Source organism: Nonomuraea sp. NPDC049480, from assembly GCF_044465905.1.
In the GTDB taxonomy this organism is placed as follows: Bacteria; Actinomycetota; Actinomycetes; order Streptosporangiales; family Streptosporangiaceae; genus Nonomuraea.
In genome coordinates this window covers 1-22,697 of record NZ_JBITMD010000025.1, presented here as the reverse complement: position 1 = coordinate 22,697, position 22,697 = coordinate 1, and the positions used below count along the sequence as shown (strand labels likewise).

The 22,697-nt window shown below is 68.4% G+C and carries 24 protein-coding genes; 15 read left to right on the top strand and 9 right to left on the bottom strand.

Annotated elements, in window-relative coordinates; all coding sequences use genetic code 11:
• The first annotated feature begins 122 nt into the window (after positions 1-122).
• Positions 123-665, top strand: coding sequence for an SUKH-4 family immunity protein (locus ACIBX3_RS46705; protein WP_397127133.1), 543 nt, complete (start codon positions 123-125; stop codon positions 663-665).
• 138 nt (positions 666-803) lie between these two features.
• Here the strand turns inward: ACIBX3_RS46705 and ACIBX3_RS46700 are convergent, their stop codons facing one another.
• On the bottom strand, positions 804-1,217 hold the full coding sequence (locus ACIBX3_RS46700; RefSeq protein WP_397127132.1) for a DNA-binding protein: 414 nt from the start codon (positions 1,215-1,217) through the stop codon (positions 804-806).
• The gene (locus ACIBX3_RS46695) at positions 1,214-1,477 is read right to left on the bottom strand and encodes a CopG family transcriptional regulator (protein WP_138672236.1); all 264 of its coding nucleotides are present in this window, start codon (positions 1,475-1,477) and stop codon (positions 1,214-1,216) included. Before ACIBX3_RS46695 ends, ACIBX3_RS46700 begins: the two co-directional genes overlap by 4 nt.
• 440 nt (positions 1,478-1,917) lie before the next feature.
• Between ACIBX3_RS46695 and ACIBX3_RS46690 the strand changes: the two genes are divergently transcribed.
• Complete coding sequence (locus tag ACIBX3_RS46690) at positions 1,918-2,697, top strand: hypothetical protein (protein WP_397127131.1); 780 nt, start codon at positions 1,918-1,920, stop codon at positions 2,695-2,697.
• 93 nt (positions 2,698-2,790) lie between these two features.
• On the opposite strand, the gene ACIBX3_RS46685 is transcribed toward ACIBX3_RS46690, so the two are convergent.
• On the bottom strand, positions 2,791-3,981 hold the full coding sequence (locus ACIBX3_RS46685) for an ABC transporter substrate-binding protein (RefSeq protein WP_397127130.1): 1,191 nt from the start codon (positions 3,979-3,981) through the stop codon (positions 2,791-2,793).
• 74 nt (positions 3,982-4,055) lie between these two features.
• Positions 4,056-4,373, bottom strand: a complete 318-nt coding sequence (locus ACIBX3_RS46680) for a hypothetical protein (protein ID WP_397127129.1) — start codon at positions 4,371-4,373, stop codon at positions 4,056-4,058.
• A gap of 573 nt (positions 4,374-4,946) precedes the next feature.
• On the opposite strand from ACIBX3_RS46680, the gene ACIBX3_RS46675 reads away from it, so the two are divergent.
• The 4 genes from ACIBX3_RS46675 to ACIBX3_RS46660 all read left to right on the top strand — a co-directional run bounded on the left by ACIBX3_RS46675 (position 4,947) and on the right by ACIBX3_RS46660 (position 7,904).
• The gene (locus ACIBX3_RS46675) at positions 4,947-5,507 is read left to right on the top strand and encodes a TOPRIM nucleotidyl transferase/hydrolase domain-containing protein (protein ID WP_397127128.1); all 561 of its coding nucleotides are present in this window, start codon (positions 4,947-4,949) and stop codon (positions 5,505-5,507) included.
• 142 nt (positions 5,508-5,649) lie between these two features.
• Positions 5,650-6,480, top strand: coding sequence for an ammonia-dependent NAD(+) synthetase (gene nadE, locus ACIBX3_RS46670; RefSeq protein ID WP_397127127.1), 831 nt, complete (start codon positions 5,650-5,652; stop codon positions 6,478-6,480).
• A 349-nt stretch (positions 6,481-6,829) separates the two neighbouring features.
• Positions 6,830-7,165, top strand: coding sequence for a hypothetical protein (locus tag ACIBX3_RS46665; protein ID WP_397127126.1), 336 nt, complete (start codon positions 6,830-6,832; stop codon positions 7,163-7,165).
• 217 nt (positions 7,166-7,382) lie between these two features.
• Entirely contained in the window at positions 7,383-7,904 is a 522-nt protein-coding gene (locus tag ACIBX3_RS46660) for a GNAT family N-acetyltransferase (protein ID WP_397127125.1), read from the top strand.
• A 239-nt stretch (positions 7,905-8,143) separates the two neighbouring features.
• Here the strand turns inward: ACIBX3_RS46660 and ACIBX3_RS46655 are convergent, their stop codons facing one another.
• The gene (locus tag ACIBX3_RS46655; protein WP_397127124.1) at positions 8,144-8,641 is read right to left on the bottom strand and encodes an FBP domain-containing protein; all 498 of its coding nucleotides are present in this window, start codon (positions 8,639-8,641) and stop codon (positions 8,144-8,146) included.
• A 74-nt stretch (positions 8,642-8,715) separates the two neighbouring features.
• Here ACIBX3_RS46655 and ACIBX3_RS46650 point away from each other — a divergent pair, with 74 nt between their 5' ends.
• A complete protein-coding gene (locus ACIBX3_RS46650; protein ID WP_397127123.1) occupies positions 8,716-9,285 on the top strand; it encodes a TetR/AcrR family transcriptional regulator in 570 nt (189 codons plus the stop codon).
• A 33-nt stretch (positions 9,286-9,318) separates the two neighbouring features.
• Here ACIBX3_RS46650 and ACIBX3_RS46645 read toward each other — a convergent pair whose 3' ends face one another.
• Complete coding sequence (locus ACIBX3_RS46645; RefSeq protein ID WP_397127122.1) at positions 9,319-9,633, bottom strand: SCO4225 family membrane protein; 315 nt, start codon at positions 9,631-9,633, stop codon at positions 9,319-9,321.
• 318 nt (positions 9,634-9,951) lie between these two features.
• On the opposite strand from ACIBX3_RS46645, the gene ACIBX3_RS46640 reads away from it, so the two are divergent.
• Genes ACIBX3_RS46640 through ACIBX3_RS46625 form a run of 4 tightly spaced genes read left to right on the top strand, consistent with a single transcriptional unit; the run spans position 9,952 to position 16,524 of the window.
• The gene (locus ACIBX3_RS46640; RefSeq protein WP_397127121.1) at positions 9,952-12,858 is read left to right on the top strand and encodes a peroxidase family protein; all 2,907 of its coding nucleotides are present in this window, start codon (positions 9,952-9,954) and stop codon (positions 12,856-12,858) included.
• Positions 12,855-14,225: a hypothetical protein gene (locus ACIBX3_RS46635; protein ID WP_397127120.1), complete on the top strand. Its 1,371-nt coding sequence runs from the start codon at positions 12,855-12,857 to the stop codon at positions 14,223-14,225. Before ACIBX3_RS46640 ends, ACIBX3_RS46635 begins: the two co-directional genes overlap by 4 nt.
• Positions 14,222-15,931: a thiamine pyrophosphate-binding protein gene (locus tag ACIBX3_RS46630; protein ID WP_397127119.1), complete on the top strand. Its 1,710-nt coding sequence runs from the start codon at positions 14,222-14,224 to the stop codon at positions 15,929-15,931. The genes ACIBX3_RS46635 and ACIBX3_RS46630 overlap by 4 nt, the downstream gene beginning before the upstream one ends.
• Before the next feature lie 53 nt (positions 15,932-15,984).
• Positions 15,985-16,524, top strand: a complete 540-nt coding sequence (locus tag ACIBX3_RS46625; RefSeq protein ID WP_397127118.1) for a GNAT family N-acetyltransferase — start codon at positions 15,985-15,987, stop codon at positions 16,522-16,524.
• Here ACIBX3_RS46625 and ACIBX3_RS46620 read toward each other — a convergent pair.
• Positions 16,517-17,044 carry a GNAT family N-acetyltransferase gene (locus ACIBX3_RS46620; RefSeq protein ID WP_397127117.1) on the bottom strand — a complete coding sequence of 176 codons (528 nt, stop codon included), beginning with the start codon at positions 17,042-17,044 and terminating at the stop codon, positions 16,517-16,519. The genes ACIBX3_RS46625 and ACIBX3_RS46620 overlap by 8 nt on opposite strands.
• 227 nt (positions 17,045-17,271) lie before the next feature.
• Between ACIBX3_RS46620 and ACIBX3_RS46615 the strand changes: the two genes are divergently transcribed.
• Positions 17,272-17,610: a hypothetical protein gene (locus ACIBX3_RS46615; protein ID WP_397127116.1), complete on the top strand. Its 339-nt coding sequence runs from the start codon at positions 17,272-17,274 to the stop codon at positions 17,608-17,610.
• Between the two features lie 3 nt (positions 17,611-17,613).
• Positions 17,614-19,737 (top strand): carbon starvation CstA family protein, encoded by a 2,124-nt coding sequence (locus ACIBX3_RS46610; RefSeq protein WP_397127115.1) that lies wholly within the window; start codon positions 17,614-17,616, stop codon positions 19,735-19,737.
• Here ACIBX3_RS46610 and ACIBX3_RS46605 read toward each other — a convergent pair.
• Positions 19,734-20,159 (bottom strand): MarR family winged helix-turn-helix transcriptional regulator, encoded by a 426-nt coding sequence (locus ACIBX3_RS46605; protein WP_397127114.1) that lies wholly within the window; start codon positions 20,157-20,159, stop codon positions 19,734-19,736. The genes ACIBX3_RS46610 and ACIBX3_RS46605 overlap by 4 nt on opposite strands.
• A 67-nt stretch (positions 20,160-20,226) precedes the next feature.
• Here ACIBX3_RS46605 and ACIBX3_RS46600 point away from each other — a divergent pair, with 67 nt between their 5' ends.
• A complete protein-coding gene (locus ACIBX3_RS46600) occupies positions 20,227-20,862 on the top strand; it encodes a maleylpyruvate isomerase family mycothiol-dependent enzyme (RefSeq protein WP_397127113.1) in 636 nt (211 codons plus the stop codon).
• Positions 20,863-20,873: 11 nt separating this feature from the next.
• Here the strand turns inward: ACIBX3_RS46600 and ACIBX3_RS46595 are convergent, their stop codons facing one another.
• Positions 20,874-21,473 carry a histidine phosphatase family protein gene (locus tag ACIBX3_RS46595; protein ID WP_397127112.1) on the bottom strand — a complete coding sequence of 200 codons (600 nt, stop codon included), beginning with the start codon at positions 21,471-21,473 and terminating at the stop codon, positions 20,874-20,876.
• A 34-nt stretch (positions 21,474-21,507) separates the two neighbouring features.
• Between ACIBX3_RS46595 and ACIBX3_RS46590 the strand changes: the two genes are divergently transcribed.
• A complete protein-coding gene (locus ACIBX3_RS46590) occupies positions 21,508-22,452 on the top strand; it encodes a DNA polymerase domain-containing protein (RefSeq protein ID WP_397127111.1) in 945 nt (314 codons plus the stop codon).
• The last annotated feature ends 245 nt before the right edge of the window (positions 22,453-22,697 follow it).

The following is a 22,697-nucleotide window of genomic DNA, read 5'->3' as shown; positions in this document are numbered from 1 at the left end:
ATGACGATCAGCGTACCAATCACGAACCCGAGGTCACCGGAGGCCGGTCGTCGCAGTTCCCAAGCGGAGAGCGCGGGTACCGGCGACAGAGCACATGCCGGGCAACCTTCTGGAGGATCTCAGTGCTGACCTATGAAGATCTGACCGCATGGGCTGGAGCCGACCACGTCATCCGAGCCGAGCCAGATGCTGTGGCCGGTTGGCGGATCCCCGACTATCAAAAGGCCATCCTTGTGAATGTCGGAGTTCCTGTCGTCGAGCAACTCATCGAGTACGTCACGTTCCAGACCGATCCGGAGCCAGCGCTCGAGACCTCATCAGGAGGTAGGCTCTACCGGCTCACCCAGCACCACCACGGTGGCATCCGGCCTGACCTCAGATGGGCCTTCGGCGCCGAACCGGACACCGGCCAGGTCTACTACGTCCTGCCTGACGGCCAACCGTGGTTCGCCAACTCCTCAATCACGCTCTGGCTGCGAACACTGCACCACTATGGCCTCCATGTGACCCACTCGCCGACTCTCGGCGATCCCGACGAGCACGAAGAGGAAGCGCTGGCCGAACTTCGTGAGCTCGCGGAGGTACTCAAGAAGATCGACCCACCCGCCTTCGACGGCTACCACGGATACATGTGGGCGGAGTTCCTCGAACGCTGGCTCTGGTGACCGCCGTCCCCGGCATGGCACCAAGATGAATGATGCGTAGAGGATCAGTGAAGCCGCGTGCCCGTTGCGTGCCCGTTCCGTCTCATCGCGTGCCCGTTCGCGCCCGGCAATCAGACAGAGCAGTGTGAGAAGCACAGCTCAGACTTTGATGACGATGACGCGTCCGCCGCACAGGGCGGCGAGGTCCTCGGGGTCGGAGGTGAGGACCGTGACGGGACCTGGGGCAGCGAGGGCGGTGGCGCTGAGCATGGCATCGATGGCGTACTTGTGCCCGTGCAGGCCGGCGTCGGACAAGAGCGTGGCGGCGTGGCGGGCGACTGGTTCGGTGACCGGCTCGACGACAAGGCGGAACAGCGTCCACTCCAGGGCCGGCCGGTTGACGCGGGGGTGGACCACCTCGACGAGGGTGGCGGCAGAGGTGATGACGCGGAGGTCGTCGGCGCGGGCGAGAGCGAGCCATGCGGTGACCGTGCGGTCGCGCAGGACGGCCTTGGCCAGTCCCTCGCTGTCGAGGACGAGGGTGCCGCCGGGAGTGGCGGGAGAACAGGTCACGCGGCGTCCGCTCCACCGTTGGCCTGTCCCCGTCGGGCCTGGTGGAGTTGGTCGCGCAGTGCCTGGACCTCGTCGTCGGTGATGGGGCCGTGCTCGGCCTCGGCGACCTGGATGAGCTCGCTGAGGTTGTCGCGCTCGATCTGGCGGGCGACAGCGGCGGCGACGTAAGCGGACAGACCGGAAGGACCGCTCCGGGACCGGGCGGCCTCGGCGATGTCACGCGGCATGGTGATCGAATATTTGCCAGTAGGCTCGCTCATGCTCTCTATCCTACCTCTCATCCTCCCTGTGGCTTCGCGACCGCCTTGATGGCGGCCGCTCGCGGGGATGATCTGCCGGCGCTCTCTGTGAGGCTTACGGGTGATCGTCCTGTGAAAAGCGCCGCCACGCCGACCGCCGTCCCCAGCGCCACGCCGCCGCACGAGTACAGTCCTCCGATCGCCCCGTGTGACCTCGCCCCCGTAGATGGCCGGGGGCGATCGACGATCTGGTGCTGCGTACGTACCGCTGGAGAACCCGGCGATCAGCCCCAGTGCGGCTTCGCCTCAACCGAGGGGGCTAACCTGCTCATCGTCGACGAGCAGCGCCGCAAACTGGATCTGGTCGCGACCACCGCAGGCCAGGTCTGGGCTGATCGGCCCTGGCCGGCTCACGCGCTTCCAAGGAGACGACACTGCGAAGAGACGACCTGCGGCGGCCGATGCCGATCATCGCGTTCGTGCTGGGCCTGACCTTGTTGACCGGCTGCGCCATCGACAAGGGCACGGCACTCGCCGCGGATTTCGAGGAAGACTGGGCCGGTGCGCCGGACGTCGCGAAAATCCACACCACCAAAGACAACACGCTGCCCTTCCTCGGCAAGTCGACCGGCACACTGATCCTCAAGGACGGCACTTCGGCCGACAGCGTGACCAAGCTGGGGAACGAGTTGGGGGACTATGTCACCCGTCACGACAAGGTCACCGGCAGGATCACGGCGGATGACATCACCTTCACCGTTGTCGTGGAGGAGAGGCGCACCCGCGAAGTACTGGCGCTGTGGCGGTCGCTGACGGCCGACGACCAGGTGGTGAACGGCGACATCGACGACAGGCCCTGGAAAGGGACCGACCGCTGGCAAATCGAGGTCACCACGGTCGATGCCACCGGCGCCATGGCGGTGTTCAAGGACATGGTCGCCGATGGCGACCGGCACAGGCCACTCTCGAACGTGACATCCCTGGAGGTCGGCACGGAGCACGGGGTACGGCCCCGGCTCTCCGTCGCGACCGGCTTCGACGGCGGTGTCCCTGCCGAGGCGATCGCCGCGTACGAGGCGGTGGTCGCTCAGTACTCGGTCGTCCACGCGTCTCTGCAACCCGATCGTGTGGGCATCGTCGTGGCGGAGAGCGCGGATCGGGACCGTGCCGGCGAACTCGCCAGGAGGGCGGCGCCGAACCTCGGTGCCGCCGTCGAGGTCACCAGCGACAGCGGCGACTGATCTCTGGCTGGGGCTGGGCGCGACGTTCAGGAATTTGCTGCCTCGCCTGTGTCGGACAACGCCGCAGCGGGGAGCGACTCGGCGGACCGAAGGTCATCGTGCCGGTATCACGTCGGCGGTGACCGGCACGTCGGGCATGTCGGTATTGGTCACTACGGCGAGTTCGTGCCCATGGCGGGTCGGGCGCCATTGGCCGCCGATCAGCGGAACGAGGGCGATGTTCGGGGTGGGGCCGCTCGTCCAGTCGAGAAGCCCCGCCATGGTGTGGATGCGGGTGCGAGCGATCGCCTGGACGATCGTTCCGCGGTCGGTGGGGTCGGCGGCGGAGGCCAGGGCGTGGTGGGCGACCTCGATGAGGGCATGAGCCAGGCCAAGGGGCTGGAGCCAGCGTTTGCCCGTGCTGTGCTGGTATGTCGCAGCCAGCTCGGCGGCGGTGGTGCCGTCCAGGGAGGAACGGTAGGGATGGCTCGGCGTCCAGTAAACGAGCGTGGCCACGCGTGCTTGGGCCAGCTCTTCGCAGGCGTCGCGGGCATGAGGGATGCCGTGGTGCGGGTAGGCCAGCCATCGTGAGCAGGTGATCAGCCGCGGACGCCACCTGGCCTCGCGGGCTTGGCGGTGGAACAGCGCCAGATCGGTGGTGGTGGCCGCGCTGGTCAAGATGTCGGCACCGTGGCGGCGCAGGTGGTCGACGTGGATGCGGAGGTCCGTGGCCGGTTCGCGGTAACCGCCGAAGTCGATCAAGGTATGGCCGCGTTCGGTCGCCACCGGCGCGAAACCGCGGCGCAGCAACTGTCCCTGCAGGTCATCGTTCCACAGGCAACCGACCGTTTGCGTGGAGCCGAGACGCTCCCACATCTCGGCGAACACGATGGCGATGTCGTCGAGTCCCCAGGCGAAGTGATATGTCCACTGGAATCGGTGCCGGGTGTCGGTGGCGCCTCGATATACGTACGCCTGCCAGGGGAAGGTGGTCGACACGCATGGCACCTGGAGCTCCTCGCAGGTGTCGGTCACCGCGGGCAGCACCTTGGTGCCGGCCATGGTGATCACGATGTGGGCGCGTTCCTGTTCCAGCAGTTCTCGTACGGCCTGGCGGGCCTGAGCTGGGTCGGATCGGCTGTCTCGGGTCGCGATACGCAGCGTGTAACGGCGATTTCCGTTACGCACCTGACTCAGGTGCGGCGCCAGCGTTCGGAGCAGGAAGGACAGCGGATCGCCGAGCCGGGCCAGCCGCCCGGTTTCCGGGATCACGGCGCCGATGCACAGCTGCGGATCTGATCCCATCGTCACCTTCTGTGGACAACCGTCGTGGGACTGGTTGGGGCCTGGGGGCGCCAGGCCCCAATCGTGTGATCGGCTTACCGGTCCACGGTGATGCAGGTGGTGCGGCTCAGGAGCGAGAGGGTTTCGTTGCCGCAGTTGTTGCTGTGGCCCGAAGCGTTGCGGGCGAACAGCAGGTTGGACAGGATGCCGCCGCTGGAGCCGGATGAGTCTCCGGCATCCCCGGGGGCGTGCTCGTTTATCGTGACGCAGGTACGCTCCTTGAGAAGCGAGAGCTTGCCCGTGCCACAGAGATTGGCGTGGCCGGATGAGTTCCTTCCGGAGATGTTGGACAGCAGGCCGCCCGTGCCGCCGTCGTCGTCGCCGGCATGAGCACCGGCCGTGGCGATCCCCACGGGAGTGATCATGATTCCGGCTACTGCCGCCGCTACCACGGCGATCCTTCGTATCGTCCGCATTACCTCTGCCTTGGATTTTGCGCCCTCGGCCGCGCCCTGCGACCGGCAATGCGAATGGTAACAGGACAACTACTGAGAGTTACAAGTGAAGACTGGATCGCCGACATCTGAGCGGCCGCTGCTGGACTTGCTTGGGACGGATCGCCTCTTCGGCGAGCCTGCCGTCAGTGCTGCTGCCTGACGAGGGTTGAGCCCCATTCAGTTCAGCGAGTGGCCGAATCCAATGTCCTGTTGTAATCGCGGGCCTTCGCCGTGTCGCAGCCCACTCGGCGATTTCCGTGTGTTGCGGGCTTCTGCAGCCGAATTCTCGCCGGAGTCGGCGAGTGGGTCGCAGAGGGGATTTCAGCAGGCTCAGGGCTGCGAGCCGGCGCGGAGACCGTGGCGGGAGATCCTTGCTGCTCGTGGGGCCGATGTCCAGTACGGCAGCCGGAGATCGGGACCTGCGGCTGGTGACCTTCCAGCGCGTAAAAGGGGATGAATCCTCTCCGGGCGCGGTGCAAGGCTGGGCTCGTGATCGACACGCGAACCGTGGTCCTGGTCGAGGGAGTCAGCGATAAGTCGGCCATCGAAGCGTTGGCCGAGCGCCGTGGCCGGAACCTGGCGGCCGAAGGCATCTCCCTTGTGGCGATGGGCGGCGCCACGAACATCGGGACGTATATCGGCAGGTTTGGCCCTCCCGGTCGCAATCTCCGGCTGGCCGGTCTGTGCGACGTCGGGGAGGAAGGCGACTTCCGGAGGGTTCTTGAGCGCGCCGGCCTTGGATCCAACCTCAGCCGAAGCGATCTGGAGGCGCTCGGATTCTTCGTGTGCGTCGCCGACCTGGAAGACGAGCTGATCCGCGCCCTCGGCACCGCCACGGTTGAGCGCGTTGTCGATGCCGAGGGCGAGCTCAGCTCATTTCGCACGCTCCAGAAGCAACCCGCATGGCGCGGGCGCACCACTCACGACCAGCTGCGCCGGTTCATGGGATCAGGCAGTGGCCGCAAGATCCGCTACTCTGGCCCGCTCGTCGCGGCACTCGATCTCGATCGCGTACCTCGGCCGCTGGACATGCTGCTGGCCCACCTATGAGGCAGCCGGAGATGGTGATTTCGTCATTGCCGGGTGAGGCGGATTCGTTCCACTAAAGTACCTCCGTCCCCTACACGCGCCTGTGACCCCGCCCGACGGCGCATGCCGACCCTGCCCACGGGTCCCCGACCGAGGAGCAACCGTGACCGACCTGGCGTCTACGTCCCTGCAGCAGGAGATCGCCCGGGATCTGCAAGTGAGCGCGTCCTTCGATGTACGACAGGAGATCGAGCGCCGGGTGGCCTTCCTCACCGACCAGCTGATCTCCACGGGCCTGCGCTCGTTGGTGCTGGGCATCAGCGGCGGTGTGGACTCCATGACCGCGGGCCGGCTGTGCCAGCTCGCGGTAGAGCGGGTCCGTGCCGCCGGGCGGGAATCGACGTTCTTCGCGATGCGGCTTCCGTACGGCGCCCAGGCTGACGAGAAGGACGCGCAGCTGGCGCTGGAGTTCATCCGGCCCGACCGGGTCCTGACCGTCGATGTGAAGCCCGCCAGTGACGCCGCGATGGAGGCGGTGCTGGCCGCAGGCACGGTCTTCCGCGACGCGCACCACCAGGACTTCGCGCACGGCAACATCAAGGCCCGGCAGCGCATGATCGCTCAGTACGCGGTGGCGAACGCGCACGAAGGCCTGGTCGTGGGCACCGACCACGCTGCCGAGGCGGTCTCCGGCTTCTTCACCAAGTTCGGCGATGGCGCGGCCGATGTGGTTCCGCTCACCGGCCTCACCAAGCGGCGCGTACGGGCCATGTCGCAGGCTCTGGGTGCGCCGTCCGCGCTGATTGGGAAGACCCCGACCGCGGACCTGGAGACACTGAACCCGGGCAGGCCCGACGAGGAGGCGCTCGGCGTCACCTACGACGACATCGACGACCTCCTGGAAGGCAAGCCGGTCGATGAGGCCGCTTTCGTGGCGATGGCCCGCCGCTACCGGCTCACCGAGCACAAGCGACAGCTGCCGATCGCCCCCTGAGCTGGTCCCTCGTCAGCCGGGTCTCGAGCCGGATGGCCTCGTCTTCCACGGAAATCTCTACCGAGACGCTACTGCTCGGCCGGTTCACCGTGTCGTGGTTGTCGCGCCTCCCATTCACGCCGCTGCGCCGCTCGCTCGGCTTTCACCCGTTCATGAAGTGCTCGATCCAAGTCTCTGGCACTCGGTTGGCAATGCCGCAAGACGGAGACCTCCGTCGCGTGTCAGATCCGTGCCAGAACAGGCGGGCAGCAGGGGTCTCTCACGGTGGCCCACGGTCCGGCGGCCCATGCTGACCCGCCTCCCCGTTCCCCAACTCGCGAGGGTGCGATTCCCGTCACCCGCTTCCCCTGTGAAGGGCCAGGTCAGGAGTCGAATCCTCGCCCGGGCCCTGGTCATTTTCGGCGAGATTGCCGATCTATGTCGCGAGCGTTCTCCTGCGCGGCACATACTGGAGGAGATGAAGCCAGCCAGCGGCGCGTCCCGTCGCCACCTGCCCACAAGTCCCTTCAAACCTCCGCCCCCCACCCCACCTGCCGAGCGGTTCAGCGTGGACGACCAGGTAACCCATGATCGATATGGCCTGGGCGTCGTCATCCGTGTAGAAGACGAGATCGCCGTGTTCGTCGACTTCGGATCGCGGCAGGAACGAATCACGACACCCTTCAACAAGCTCTACAAACTCTGAACCTGCTGCCCCGCGGGGAAGCACACAGCGCGAGCACATCCACGCCGGCGGTCTAGCTCGGCCAGGCCAGCGTGGAGCGTGTGGGAGCCTTGCTTCCTCGAGCCCGCCAAACGAGCACGGGTATGCCACGAGGTAGCAAAGCCATGCCCTCCCCGTGCCCGTTGCGTGCTCGTTCGTCGAGTGATCAGCGGGACAGCGGCGACTGTACGGTCTGTTCATGGTGGATTGGATACGCCTTCAACTGGACGTGGACGGGTTCGACGACGAGGCGTTCGAGCCGTACCTGCGCCGGGCGTGCGCGTCAGGCATCACGTTCACGACGATGGCCGATGCCGGCGACACAGCGGATCATCGGCGTGCGCTCTATGACCTCAACAGGGCGTGCTCGGCCGACATCCCAGATCGGGGCGAGTTCTACACGTACGAGGAATACGTCGCACAGCGCATCGACGTGCCGACCTTCCACCCGGATGGCGTCATCCTCGCGATCTGCGACGGCGCGTGGATCGGAATGTCGACGACCTCCTTGCACGCGACCAAGGGCTACGCGTTCAGCGAGATGACCGGCGTGCTCGCGCCCTACCGGGGGCGAGGTCTGTCTCTGGCGTTGAAACTGCTGGCGATCCGATTCGTCCGGTCGTCGGGCTATCGGTGGCTCGCGACGTTCCACCATCCGCGTAACGCGTCCGCGATCGCGATGAACCGGCGGCTCGGCTTCGTCGATCAGGCGGGCGAGTAACCGCCGGCGAAGCTCCAAGATCAAGAGATCGTGCTGGATCCGCACGTGTTCCGACGAACCCGCCGGCCATCGGGGCACCTCCGCTACAGCTCGTCTTGCTCCGTCCATGGCCTCGCGGTGTGCTGCTCGGTCATCCGATCCATGCGTGCCTGCTGGGCAGCCTCACGCGCGACGGCAGACGGGATGGGCAGGGAAGCGGGCGCGGGGTCGCCGCGCCCGCCCACACCTCCTTCGCCCGCTCATCCGACCACCTTGTCCAGGAAGGAATGCAGGTTGGCCCGGGTACGGGCGACCTTCTCCTCCTGGGTGAGTGACTCATCGATGACTCCGCCCCCCGCGGCCTCCTTCTTCCCTCGTGTGTAGAGGGAGCAGGCGAGGTCGGTGCACAGGTATTGCCCGACCGAGTTGCCCTGGCGGCCGGCTTCGCCGGTTCGGCGCGCGGTCATCAGCGCCACGCCGCCGTTGGTGTGCGTGGTCAGGCACAGCGAGCACATGCTGCGTGAGGTGAAGCCGCGCGACGCGCCGGATGTCACCCGGAGCGCGATTCCGATGAGGGGGCCGTCGCGCTCGGCGAGCACGTAGGCACGTTCAGGCGCACCCGGATCTCGCCATCCGAGGAAATCCAGGTCTTCCCAGGGGAGGTCTGCGAGGTCTTTGGGGAGGTTGAGGCGCTTGGCCTCTCCCTTGGAACAGTTGATGAAGGCCGCGCGGATGTCGCGTTCGATGATTGGTCTCATGGACGGGGAGGCTAGCTTCCCTAGGCATACTAAGCAAATACTTAAAGCCTGTAAGTAGGCGAGAAGGGTGGCACATGGCACGCGCGGGAGTGACCGCGGAACGCCTGACCCGGGCGGCAGCGGACCTGGCCGACGAGATCGGCTTCCAGAACGTGACCGTCTCGGCGCTCGCACGCAGATTCGGTGTCAAGCCCGCAGCCCTGTACTCCCACATCAAGGACGCGCAGGACCTGAGGGTCAGGGTGGCGGCGCTGGCCCTGACGGAGCTCGCCGACAGGGCCGGCGCCGCCCTGACCGGCCGCGCGGGCAAGGACGCGCTGGTGGCCTTCGCCAACGCCTACAGGGACTACGCGAAAGAACATCCGGGCAGGTACGCCGCGGCGCAGATCGGGCTTGACCCGGAGACGGCGGCCGCCGGCCCGGCGAGGCGGCACGCGGAGATGACGCGGGCGATACTGCGCGGATATGAACTGCCCGAGCCCGACCAGACGGACGCGGTACGCATGCTGGGAGGCATGTTCCACGGGTACGTGAGTCTGGAGACGGCGGGCGGGTTCCGCCACCACCCGCGCGAGGTGGACGCCTCGTGGTACAGAGTCCTGGACGCCCTCGACGCCGTTCTCAGAAACTGGCCGCCGGCCTGACGCCCGCGGTAGAACGCCGGTCATCGCCCCTTTTCAGGCGGTCCCGCCCGTGTGGAGCGAAGGGCCCCGGATCATGCGCCAGATGAGCCACGACTGCAGCAAGCCCGCGACAGTGAGGGCCACGATGAGCAGCACGGGGTCCGCTGTCCCGGGTGGCAGGAAATCCCATCCCCACCAGATCAGCCATCCGAGAGGGAAGGTGACGGCCGCGAGGGCGACGCCGGTCAGCAGGATCGGATCCTGCACGGTCAACAGGATCACCAGCGAGACGACGCCGAGAACGAGCACCAGAATGGCGTAGGCGCCGGCGAGAACAGCCGCGACCGTGCCGCGCCGGTAACGGCGCATATGGTCACGCTCCTTTGGGCAGGGGAAAGCCAGAGTTTACCGGCTATTGTGTCACGGACCGAGGGCTCATGCCTAAGTGTCAGACGCGCCGGGGTTCCGAAGTCTCATGGATAATCGGCCCGCATAAGCATTGCAGGGCGGTTCTCCTCCGGTCATATGTTTGTTGAAGATTTCTGTTCGGCGGTAAACGCGCCCGGTGTGCCGTGTAGATCTTTCCAGAATGAACGGCCCCAAGAGAAAGGGCCGCATTATCTCGGCGAACCGTGGAATAACGAGACAAAGATTCATGCGCCCGCGCCGTGCCAGGGGGAGTTCACATTGACCAAGCAGCAGGAGCACCTTGTCAGCGAGGCTCCGACCGTGCCCGAAGCGCCCGTGGCCGAGCGGTACGAGCGCTATGTCGGCGGCACCCCCGAGGTCGAGCGGGAGATCTTCGAGAAACTCGCCCACGACCTCATGCGGGTCCAGCTGAAAATCCGGAAACGCGGCGGCGCCGCCGGCATCGAGCGGACCTTTCACGCGAAGGCGATCCTGGGCGTCGAGAACGCCCGGCTGAGGTTCCGCTCGGACCTTCCCGAGGACCTGCGGACCGGCTTCGTCCAGCCCGGTGCCGAATACCCGGTCATCGTCCGGCTGTCCAACGCGAGCGGCGTCCGCCAACCGGACCACGCCCCCGATCTGCGCGGCGCGGCACTGCGGATCCAGGTGGGGCCGGACGAGGCCCATGACCTGCTCATGACGAACCATCCGGTGTCCCACGCGCGGAACGCACGCGAGTTCGTCAAGTTCGCGCAGGCCATGGCGGGCGCGGACTCGACCCTGCGCAAGGGCATCGCGGTGTTCGTCAAGCTGCCGTGGGCGGTGGGCTGGTCCACCGCCGCGCGCATGCGGCGGAACGTGACCGCGGGAACCGGGCGCGAGGTACGCAGCCTCGCACTCGAGACGTACTGGAGCCGCGGCGCGATCCTGTGGGGGCACGCCGGGCCGGTTCGCTACCGGCTCCGCCCCGTCTCGGGCGCGACCCCGGCGCCCCAGCCGTCGCGGAGCGATCCCGACTACCTCAGCCGCGAGATCTCAACGCGGCTGGCCGGCGAGGACGTCGTCTTCGAGCTGTGCGTACAGCGCTACGAGGACCCCAGGAGCACGCCCATCGAGGACGGCGCGGCCGACTGGCGGGAGGAGGACGCGCCCGTCGTACCGGTGGCCAGGCTGACGATCCCGCGCCAGGATCTCGACACCGCGGACGCGCGCGCCTGCGCGCTCCGCGTCGACCAGCTCGCCTTCGACCCGTGGAACACCACCGAAGAGTTCCGCCCCCTCGGCAACCTGAACCGCGCTCGCAAGGCCGCCTACGAGGCCTCCAGCGCCCATCGCCGGGGATACCGCTTCATCACGCCGGCGCCCAGGCGCAATGTCGTCGTCGGCGGACTGCTGCGGCCCGGATTCAGGGTGGCCAACCGGTTCGTCCCCTGGCACAAGCTGCCGACCTGGATCGGGCTCCTCAACATCGAAGCCCTCCGGCAGGAGTTGCGCCGTGACAACCTCATCGACACCGAGGTACGTGAGGCCGTGCCCAAGGCCCATCCGGTGCCGCCGCCCATCGACGAGCACCTGCGGGTCAGGCGCACCTACAACGGCACCTGCAACGACCTGTCCGCCCCGGCGATGGGGGCGCTCGGCTCGGTCTTCGGCCGCAATCTCCCGCCCGTCTACCAGCCCGACCTCTTCGACACGCCCAATCCGTTGATCGTCAGCAGTGAGCTGCTCCATCGCGACACCTTCATCCCGGCGCGGTCGCTGAACATCCTCGCCGCCGCCTGGATCCAGTTCCAGGTGCACGACTGGGTCGACCACAAGCGCCACCCGGCCGGGGCGAAGAGCGTCGAGGTGCCGCTGCCGTCCGGCATGACCTGGGTCAACACCCCGGGGGGAGCGCCCGAGACGGTGATGCGGTTCGCCGAGGACGAGGACATGCGCCCGGCCGGCAGCACGGGGCCGCCGATCCTTTCCGCCAACGCCGCCTCCCACTGGTGGGACGGCTCGGAGGTCTACGGCGGCGACGAGACCGTCGCGAAGTCCCTGCGCGAGCCGGACGGCGGCGCGGCGCTGCACCTGGAGGAGGGCCACCTGCCGGCCGGCCCGGACGGCATCCCCATCACCGGGTTCAGGAACAACTGGTGGCTGGGTCTCAGCGTCATGCACACCCTCTTCGCGCGCGAGCACAACGCCGTGTGCGAGGCGCTGCGGAGCGAGTATCCCCGCATGGACGAGGACACCGTGTACCACACGGCGCGGCTGGTCGTCTCCGCCCTCATCGCCAAGATCCACACAGTGGAGTGGACGCCTGCCATCCTCGCCACCGAGCTGATCGACATCGGGCTGACGGCCAACTGGTCGGGGCCGCCGAAGAACTGGCTGACCCAGCTGGGGTTGTGGCTGGTCGACGCGCACGCGCTCACCGGCATCCCCGAGACCCTGCCCGACCACCACGCCGCGCCGTACTCGCTCACCGAGGACTTCGTCACCGTCTACCGGATGCACCCGCTGATCCCGGACGACTACGAACTCGCCGACCACAGGTCCGGCCGGACGCTCGGCACCCTGGGGTTCAACGACGTGCAGGGCTCGGCCACGGAGGCCGTCCTGCGCGAGGCCGGTCTCGCGAACTCGCTCTACTCGCTGGGCATCGCGCACCCGGGGGCGATCACGCTGTACAACTACCCGCGCGCGCTCCAGGCGTTCGAGCGGGACGGCGAGATCATCGACCTGTCCGTGGTCGACCTGGTCCGTACGCGCCGCCGCGGCGTGCCGCGCTACAACGACTTCCGCGCAGGCCTGCGCCGGCCGCGCCTGCGGCGCTTCGAGGACCTCACCTCCGATCCGGACACGCTGGCCCGGCTCAAGGACGTCTACCGCACGGTCGACGACATCGACACGATGGTCGGCCTCTACGCGGAGAACCCGCCCGAGCGCTTCGGCTTCAGCGACACGGCGTTCCGCATCTTCATCCTCATGGCCAGCCGGCGGCTGCAGAGCGACCGCTTCCTCACCGTCGACTTCAGGCCCGAGATCTACACCCCGCTGGGGCTGGACTGGATCGAGCGCAACGGCATGAAGAGCGTCATCCTGCGGCACTGCCCGGACCTGGCGGGCTTCCTGCCGCGAACGGCGAGCGCGTTCGCGCCATGGCGCCCGGCCATGACCATAGGGCGTGACCGGGCATGAAGCAGGCGATCAGGCAGGAAGGGCTGGAAGACCTCCTCTCCCGGCCGCTGCTGGACACCATCTGGAGGCGGCGTACCCATCGGGTCAGCCGCGGCGCGTCCGTTCCGGCCGGTTCGATGAGCTACCGGTCGCCGCACGCTCCGATGCCGCTGACGGAGCTGGAGGAGGCGGTGCTCATCGCGCTCACCGGCTGCTCCGGCCTCACCATGCCGGACCGGCCGTTCGAGGACCCGCGCAACGGCGACCCGATCATGGCCAAGCCGAATCTCAACACGGCCGGCCGCACGGCGGGCAGCCCCGACAACGCCCAGGGCACCCACTTCTTCATGATCAACGACACCGGCACGTACTACCTGAGGAAGTTGCCGCCCGCCCCGGACCTGCCCTTCGACGCCGGCACGCTGGTCGAACGGGCCCGCCAGGCCAAGGTGAGGGTCCTGCCCGAACGGCTCGACGTCGCCGAGGGGATGCGGGATTTCCCCGCGTACCTGGACTCCAACCGCTTCCTGTCCAATCTGCCCGGCACCACGGTCTTCCTGCCCGTGGTCGACCTCTCCCACCAGTACATCAACGGGCTGATGTACCTGCTCACCCAGCCGGAGGGGGCCAGGCCGACGCTCGTCGACGACCGCAACTTCTACCGCCCGGCGGGCGTGCGGAAATGGGTGAAGAACGGCTTCCTGAACGCCGAGCTCAAACTGCCGCTCGGGGCCCTGGGGCCGATGCGCACCCAGGTCGAGGCGGATCTGCTGCTGCAGAACATGATGCTGGTCGCGGACGGCATGGGACTCGGCGCCTGGATCCACGCCACGATCCACCCGCAGATCATGCTGGGCGACCCGAAGTTCTCCCGGGTGTACGGCCGGATGCTCGGCTTCGACTTCGTCGTTCCGCGCTTCCGCCTCGCCGACCTCCTGCGCTGGCACGTGCCGCTGCCGAAGTACCGGGCCCTGCGTTCTCATCCGGTCGGGCTCCGGGCCGGCGGCGAGCACCTGATCAAGGCCGCCTGCCCGCCCAACCACCCGTCGATGGAGGCGGCCGTCGAGAGCGTCGTACGGGCGAAGTTCGGGCCGGGCGGCATCTACTCCGACGCGCAGACCTTCGCCCGCGTCTACAAGGACGACTACGGACAGCGCTACCTGGCCGAGGCGGGCGAGTACGACCAGCAGGTGATCGACTGCGTACGAGACGTCTGCGTGTACATCCACGCGACGCACGGCCGGTTCCCCGCGCACACCGACGCCGTCCACGTGCCCGGCATCTGGCTGCAGACCCACCACGTCGAGCCGGAGTACTACGAGCGGTTCTTCGTGAACGGAGCGACCGATGCGCACACGCGGCACATAGCGAGGTGGCACACGCCATGAAGGTTTACGAGGCCATCGTCGAAGGGCTGGAAGACATCGGGGTGGAGGCCGCCTTCGGCGGCGCCGGTGAGAACGCCGCCGGCCTGATGCTGGCGCTGAAGCATGCGCGGCGGATCCGGCCGATCATCACCCGGCACGAGCAGGCCGCGTCGTTCATGGCGTGCGGGTACGCGATGTACACGGGCAAGCTGGGCTTCTGCTTCGCCACGGCCGGACCCGGGGCGTTCAACCTGTTCTCCGGGCTGGCCATGGCGATGTCCGACTCCTACCCGGTCCTTGCCGTCTCGGGGTACGCGTCGAGGAAATGGCAGGGATGGGGCTCGCTCAACGAGACCTCGGGCCTGAACGGGACACCCGACTCGCAGGCCATGTTCGCGGCCACGACCAAGAAGTCCTTCCTGCTCACCGACGCCGCGGACACGTTCGACGTCCTCGAGGAAGCGGTCAACGTCGCGTTCGAGGGCCGGCCGGGGCCTGTCCACATCCACGTTCCCGAGGACCTGACCGAGCGCGGCGTCGAGGTCGGGGGCGTGCGGTCCATCCGGCTCGACGTCGCGCCGGTTCTGCCCGACCCGGAACGCGTGGCGGAGATCGCCTCGGTGCTGGCTGACGCCATCGCGCGGCGCAAGCGGGTCGTGGCGCTCGCCGGCTTCGGCGCCGTACGGAGCGGGGCGGGGCCGGAGATCAAGCGGTTGATCGAGCGATTCCAGATCCCGCTGCTGACCACGCTCGACGGCAAGGGCATCGTCTCCGAGAGGCACCCGCTCGCCGTGGGCGTCTTCGCCGACAGCGGTCACGCGAGCGCCTGGAAGGCCTTCCGCGAGGCCGACGTGGTGCTGTGCATCGGGAACTCCCTCAACCAGCACGCCACGTTCAACTACCGCGAGGACCTGTTCGACGACAAGCTGCTCATCCACGTCAACATCTCCGACACCGAGTTCCGCAAGGCGTACAAGCCCGACCACGCGCTCCTGTCGGACGCCCGCCCGGCCGTGGCGGCCCTGGTCGACGCGCTGGAGCAGCGGGTCGGCGAGGTGCCGGCCGTCGAGATCGACGGCAAGGACTACGAGGCCAGGCACATCACCCACCTGACCGGGAAGATCCACCCGGGCGAGCTCGCGCAGGCGATCGGGCGGATGCTGCCGGAGCGTGGTGTCCTCCTCGCCGACGCCGGTGCGCACCTGGCCTGGCTGGGCTACTACGTGGAACTCGAGGAAGGCCAGAACTTCCGCAAGGCCGGCTCGTTCGGGCCGATGGCCGGGCACGTCAACGGCGCCATCGGGCTGAAGGTCGCGCAACCGGAGCGGACGGTCGTGGTCGGCTGCGGCGACGGGTGCTACTCGCTGTCCGGGTTCGAGCTGATGACCGCCGTCGAGCATGGCATCCCGGTCATCTGGGTCATCTTCGACGACCGGGAATTCAAGTTGATCAAGCTCTATCAGCTGGTGACGTACGCGGAGAGCGCGCTGGTCGAGTTCGAGAATCCGGACTTCGCCGCGTATGCGCTGGCCTGCGGCGCTGATGGCTACCGGGTGGAGACGCTCGAGGAGTTCGAAGACGCCTTCCGCCGGGCGCTGGCCTCCGGCCGTCCCACGGTCATCGACGCCGCGATCACTCGATGGGCCGTGCCCCACTACAGCCCTTCGCCCGATGGCGTGATCGCCGGCCTGATCGAGACCCTCGAAGACCGTCTTCGCGGTCGCTGACCCTTGCGGAAATCCGGTTGACCGGCACACCGCCCGATGATCAGACTCCACGGGTGCATATCGAATTTTCCAGGATCTCCGCCGGTGACGGCGAGGCGCTCGCCGACTTCCTGACCGGCGAGGAATGGCCGTACCACGCGGGGACGCAGGAGCGCGAGACCGTCGCGCGCCGGCACGCCGAGGGCCGCTACGACAACGAGGAGGAGCGCACCTTCTGGGTGCTCGCCGACGGCGAGCGCGCGGGGCTGGTCAGGCTGCAGGATCTCGCCGACGACACCCCCATGTTCGACCTGCGGATCCGCAAGGCGTGGCGAGGGCGCGGCCTCGGCACGGAGGCGGTCGCCTGGCTGACCCGCTACCTCTTCACCGAGCTGCCCGACGTGCTGCGCATCGAGGGCCACACCCGCGTGGACAACGGCGCGATGCGGGCGATCTTCCGCAAGAGCGGATACGCGAAGGAGGCGCACTACCGGGACGCCTGGCCGGCTCCGGACGGCGTGCGCCACGACGCGACCGCCTACGCGATCCTGCGCCGGGACTGGTTGTCCGGGACCGTCACCCGGCCCGCCTGGGACGACGAGCCCGTCACCTGAGCTCGGAGCCGAGCAGGCCCATCATCAGGTAGTCGTGCAGTTTGCCCTGCCTGCGGAACGACTCCCTGCGCCTGCCCTCCTCCACGAAGCCGACCTTGGTGTACACACGCACGGCCGCCGCGTTGTCCGCGACCACCCACAGCGTCAGCCGGTGCAGGCCGATCTCCTCGAAGGCGTACCGGCAGAGCACCCGCAGGGCGTCGGTCGCGTGGCCGCCGCCCCAGCGGTCGCGGTCGCCGATGGCGATGCTCTGCACCGTGGCGTCGCCGTTGCGGAAGTCGGTGTCGCCGAGCGCGACGTACCCGATCAGTTTCCCGTCGTCGAGCGCCTCGATGCCGAGCACCATCTGCTCGAAGGTGTTGCGTGGCCGGTTCTGCCCCTTCTCCATGTTCTGGGCCAGGGAGATGGGCGGCGCCTCGTCCATCCACCGGCCCACCTCGGGATCGTGGTACCACCGCCACAGGGCCTCACTGTCGGCCGGCTCGAGGGCTCGCAGGCGTACGCGTTCTCCGGTCAGCATGGCGGCAATATCTACCAGGGGCGCCGATCGGCAGGCAAAGGGATTTCCGGCTCCCTGGGCATGCGTGGAGGAAGTAGTAATCGGACTGGTACACGCACCGAAAGGCTGCGCGGCGTCGGCCGCCGAAAAGCTGAGACTTACAGGCGCCGCCGCGAGCGTTTCAGCGACCACTACAACGGGTAAGGCCGTCGTTAATTTCTGAGCTGCCTGATATTCAGGAGCCACAGATGTCCCCTCTCACGCTCACGCCCGCGGCCCGTGAAGCGCTGCGCGACGGCGAAGTGGTCTTCTTCGACTGGCACGTGACCGGCCTCTGCTGCGCGGACGCCGGCGAGTTCTCCGTCAGGCCGCTGCGTCGTTCCCGGCTTCCCAAGCGGGCGCGGAGCCTCGGAACCGATCTGGTGTACGCGCATCCGACCGCCTGGGTGCATCTGGCCGAGCTGCCGGTGACGATCGACTGCCGTCCGCTGTGGCGCTGGCGGCGCTTCACCACCGATCTGCCGCCGGACGCCGGACTGCGCTGCTGCCTCGGGCGCCCGCTGTACGGCCCGCTCAATGGGAGGTAACCGGTGAAGCCGCGCTCCGTCATCATCTGGACGCTCGTCGCCGTCGTGGGGGCCACTGGATGGGCGGTGCTCGCCCTGTCCAGAGGTGAGAACGTCAACGCGGTGTGGCTGCTGTGCGCCGCGCTCGGCTCGTACGCCATCGCCTACCGGTTCTACGCCCGGTTCATCGTGCGCAAGGTGCTGCGGGCCGACGACCGCCGGGCCACCCCGGCCGAGCGGCTCGACAACGGCATCGACTACCAGCCGACGGATCGGCGGATCCTGTTCGGGCACCACTTCGCCGCCATCGCCGGGGCGGGGCCGCTGGTCGGGCCCGTGCTGGCGGCCCAGATGGGCTACCTCCCCGGCACCATCTGGATCATCGCGGGCGTGATCTTCGCCGGAGCCGTGCAGGACATGGTGATCCTGTTCTTCTCGATGCGGCGCAACGGCCGCAGCCTCGGCCAGATGGCGCGCGAGGAGATCGGGCCGGTCGGCGGGGTGGCGGCGCTCATCGCGGTCTTCGCCATCATGATCATCCTGCTGGCCGTGCTGGCGCTCGTCGTGGTCAACGCGCTCGCGCAGTCGCCGTGGGGCGTCTTCTCCATCGCGATGACGATCCCGATCGCCCTGTTCATGGGCTTCTACCTGCGAGTGATCCGGCCCGGCAAGGTCGTCGAGACCAGCCTGATCGGGGTCGCGCTGCTGGTCCTGGCGATCGTGGCGGGCGGCTGGGTGCAGGAGTCCAGCTGGGCGCCGATCTTCACGCTGACCCCGTCGGCGCTGGCGCTGTGGCTGATCGCGTACGGCTTCGTCGCCGCCGTGCTGCCGGTGTGGATGCTGCTCGCGCCGCGCGACTATCTGTCGACGTTCATGAAAATCGGCACCATCGTGCTGATCGCGATCGGCATCGCCGTCACGCTGCCGCCGCTGCAGGCCACCGCGTTCACCGACTTCGCCTTCAACGGCAAGGGGCCGGTCTTCGCGGGCTCGCTGTTCCCGTTCGTGTTCATCATCATCGCCTGCGGGGCGCTGTCGGGATTCCATTCGCTGATCTCCTCCGGCACGACGCCCAAGATGATCCAGAAGGAGACCCAGGTCCGCATGATCGGCTACGGCTCCATGCTCATGGAGTCGTTCGTCGCCGTCATGGCCATCACGGCGGCCTGCGTGCTGACCCCGGGTCTCTACTTCGCGATGAACTCGCCGGCCGGTGTGGTCGGGACCACCGTCCAGACCGCCGCCCAGGCGGTCACGAACATGGGCTTCGTGATCACGCCTGAGCAGTTGCAGGCCGCGGCGGCGGCCGTACAGGAGGAGACGCTGATCGCCCGGACGGGCGGCGCGCCCACGCTGGCCGTGGGCATCTCGCAGATCTTCTCCGGGTTCCTCGGCGGGGCGGGGCTGCAGGCGTTCTGGTACCACTTCGCGATCATGTTCGAGGCGCTGTTCATCCTGACCACCGTGGACGCGGGCACGCGGGTGGGCCGGTTCATGCTCCAGGACACGATCGGCAACCTGTGGAAGCCGATGGCGCGGGTGAGCTGGTGGCCTGGGCTGGTGGCGGCCAGCGCGGTGGTCGTGGCGGCCTGGGGATACTTCCTCTACCAGGGCGTCAACGACCCGCTCGGCGGCATCAACCAGCTGTTCCCGCTCTTCGGCATCGCCAACCAGCTGCTCGCGGCGGTGGCGCTGACCGTGGCCACGACCCTGCTGATCAAGAGCGGCCGGCTGAAATGGGCCTGGGTGACGGCGGTGCCGCTGGCCTGGGACGTGGCCGTCACGCTGACGGCCAGCTACCAGAAGGTCTTCTCGCCCGACCCGGGGCTCGGCTTCTTCGCGCAGCGTGACCGTTATCAGGCCGCCCTCGACCAGGGGCAACTGCTGGCGCCGGCCAAGTCCATGGACGCGATGCGGCAGGTCGTGATCAACTCCACCGTGGACGGCGTCCTGGCGGCGATCTTCGCTCTCATGATCATTATCGTCATCCTGGACGCGGCCAGGGTGTGGGTGAAGGCGATCAGGACAAGGGAGCCGCTGCCGAGTACCGAGGCGCCGTTCGAGGAGTCGAAGATCCTCGCGCCGTCCGGCCTCATCCCCACCCCCGAGGAGAAGGAGATGATCGCCAAGGCCGGATCATCCGGCTAGAAAGCGCCGATGATGCGGGTCAGCGTGGCGTTCAGCTCGGCGAGGCCGTCCTCGCCGAGCAGCGCCGCCACCCGGCGCTCCACGTCGTCGATCGTGGTGTAGCCGATCTTCAGCGCCTCCTCGCCACGCTCGGTGAACACGATGAGCTTGGCCCGGCGGTCGGCCGGGTCCGGAACCCGGCGCAGGTAGCCGAGCCGCTCCAGGTCGTCCACCAGAGCGCCCATCGCCTGCGGGGTCATCTGGGCCTTCTCGGCGAGCCTGCTCAGCCGGATGCCGTCGTGCTCCATGTGGAAGAACACCGCCGAGTGCGCGGGCCGGATGTCCGCGTCGTACGCCCGGGCCGCCTCCAGCACGACCCCCTGGAGGCGCAGGTACGCCTCGTAGAGCAACGCCACGATGTGCGGTGGATGGGTAGGCGCCACGGGTCTTCTCCAATTGCTAAGCCTGCCTTATATTAAGGCAACCTTAGCAAATGGGGAGAGGTGGGCGATGGACCAGGAAGAGATCTGGGCTGCCCTCGAAACCGAGCGGCGCGGGCTGGCCGACCTGCTCGACTCGCTGCCGGTGGACGCGTGGGAGCAGCCGTCGTTGTGCGAGGGCTGGCGGGTGCGCGACGTTGCCGCCCACCTGGCGATCGCCACCCGGGTGACGCTCCCGTGGGCGCTGGCCGAGTTCGTGCGAGCACGCGGCGACTTCAACCGCATGGTGCGCGACAGCGCGGTGCGGTACGCCGCCGGGCGGCCGATCGGCGAGATCGCCGGGCAGGTACGCGAATCGGCCACGTCACGCCGCCGGGCCCCGACGACCAAGCCGCTCGACCCGCTCTTCGACGCGCTCGTCCACGGCCAGGACATCGCCGTGCCCCTCGGCGTCGAGCGCGCCATGCCGCTCGACGCGGCCCGCGCCTGCGCCACCCACTGCTGGGAGCGGGGCTTCCCCTTCTACCCGCAGCGGCGGCTGCGCGGTCTCCGGCTCGTCGCCACCGACGTGGACTGGGCGGTCGGGGACGGCGACGTGGTGGAAGGTCCGATCCAGGCGCTGCTCCTGCTGCTGAGCGGGCGTCCGGCCGCCCTGCCGAGTCTCGGCGGCGCGGGCGCGGCGGCGCTGGTTACGCGCATGGCGTAGCGCTCAGGGACTCAATCCCGCAATTCGGGCGGGAAACCCGTCCAGCGCAGCTCGGCGGGCAGGTGTCCCATGTCGTTGTAGTACAGGACGGAAGGGGGCCGCTCGGGCGCGTACCGGATGACGGTCAGGGCGGCGTTGGAGTGGTTGAACCCGAGCCAGCGCCACTTCGGGGCGTCCACGGCGGCGCGGACGAGCCAGCCGATGAGGAAGTTGTGCGTGACGACCAGTTCGTGGCGGGTTCCCTCCGCCACCGGGCCCGTGAACGCGCGCATGGCCTCGGCGGCGAGGCCGTCACCTCCGTCCGCGGGGAACTGCTCGACGAAGCGGAGGAGCCGGCCGGCGTGCTCCGGAGGCAATTCGTCCTTCGCCGGCCGGTAGGGGATGTAGTCCCCGGCGGCCTCGGAGGCGTGCAGCGGCACGCCGGGGAGGTGTGCGCCGATCAGGTGGGCGGTCTGCGTCGCCCGGGGGAGCGGGCCGTGATGGATGGCGGAGAGCGGGACGTCCTTGAGCCGCTCGCCGAGCAACGCGGCCTGGCGGCGGCCGTTCTCGGTGAGGGCGGTTTCGTCCGGGGTGGCCTCGCCGTGGCGCGTCAGGTACAGGTAACGAGTCATGATCTAGCCCATTGTTCCGGATATCGTAGGCGGGGTGACCGCCGATGAGACGCGCGACGGGGTGGCTCTGACCAACCTCGACCAGCCGCTGTTCGACGGCGCGGGCGCGACCAAGCGCGACCTGGTCGACTACCTCGACGCCGTCAGCGACCGCATCGTCCCGGTCCTGCGCGACCGCGCGCTGTCGGTCATGCGGGTACGCCCGGGCCAGGAGCCCTTCATGCAGAAGAATCTGCCGAAATACGCCCCCGACTGGATGGAGACCCTGTCCGTCTGGGCGGAGGCGTCGCGCCGGCAGGTCACGTACGCGGTGTGCAACGACCGGCGGACGCTGCTGTGGTTCGCCAACCAGCGGGCCGTGGAATACCACCCGGCGCTGTACGCCGGCGACCGCTGGACGCACATGGTGCTCGACCTCGACCCGCCCGGCGACGACTTCCAGCTGGCCGTGCAGGGGGCCTTCCTGGTGCGGCAGGCGCTGGAGGACTGCGGGCTGGCGGGCGCGGTCAAGACCAGCGGGGCCAAGGGCGTGCACGTGTTCGTGCCCGTGGCGGCGGGGACCGCCGTGGAGGACCTCGCCGCGGCCACCCGTGCGGTGGGCGCCCGCGCCGAGCGGGTGGATCCGGCGATCGCCACCACGGCGTTCATCCGCGAGGACCGTGCGGGCAAGGTGTTCATCGACTCGACCCGGGCGGGCGGCGCCACGGTCGTGGCCGCCTACAGCCCGCGTGTGCGGCCCGGCGTACCGGTGTCCTTCCCCGTGGCGTGGTCGGACCTCGATCGTGTGTCGCCGCGCGACTTCACCTTGCACACGGCGGTCGGGCTGCTCAAGGACGCCGACCCGTGGGCGGAGGCCATGCCCGCGCCGCAGCGGCTGCCGGCCGACCTCGTCGAGGAGGGGCACACGATCCCGATCGCCCGCGTCCAGGCGATGCACGAGGGCAAGCGCCGTGCCAGGGCACGCCGCGACGCGGAGTAAATATCCCAATTTGCCGCATTAGTGGGTCTTTTCAGCGGTGCGGGGTCGCGTTAGGTTGCGTTCGGCGAGGCTCGGGGGAAGTGCCTCGCCTTCCTGTTCCAAGCAGGGGGAAACTGTATGCGCAGAATCGTTGTCGCACTCATCACCGCACTCGCCTTACCGCTCGCCACGGCGGCGCCGGCCAACGCCGGCGGGCTGGACGACGCGTTCGCCAAGCTGCTCGTCAAGCAGGTCAAGGGCACGAA